This window comes from Chryseobacterium sp. SIMBA_029, from assembly GCF_046535275.1.
Taxonomy (GTDB): Bacteria; Bacteroidota; Bacteroidia; order Flavobacteriales; family Weeksellaceae; genus Chryseobacterium.
Genome location: NZ_JAWRXA010000177.1, coordinates 1 through 293, shown reverse-complemented (window position 1 = coordinate 293; position 293 = coordinate 1). Strand labels below are relative to the sequence as shown.

The 293-nt window shown below is 34.1% G+C and carries 1 protein-coding gene; it reads left to right on the top strand.

The features are described 5' to 3' along the window. The first annotated feature begins 7 nt into the window (after nt 1-7). Complete coding sequence (locus SB679_RS23715) at nt 8-130, top strand: hypothetical protein (protein WP_410704714.1); 123 nt, start codon at nt 8-10, stop codon at nt 128-130. Nucleotides 131-293 lie beyond the last annotated feature (163 nt).

Here is a 293-nt window from a genome sequence, read left to right as displayed (position 1 = left end):
CAGCCGAATATATTTAGGAGTGCATTTTCCAATTGATATTTTGGTGGGGGTGTTTGTTGGATCTTTATTGGGAGTGATATTTGGTGCACTCGCCAAAAAAGTGATCAACAAACAAAATATAACTTCATGAAAAAATCTTTATTACTTTTAGCATCCATCAGTTTTTTTTCGTTGAATATCTACGGGCAGGACAAAAAAAAGGCCGAGGAATGTTTTAAAAAAGCAGACTATAAATGTGCTGAAGAGCAGTATTCCCAATTGGCAGAAAAGGAACAGATTCAAAAATTTAAATC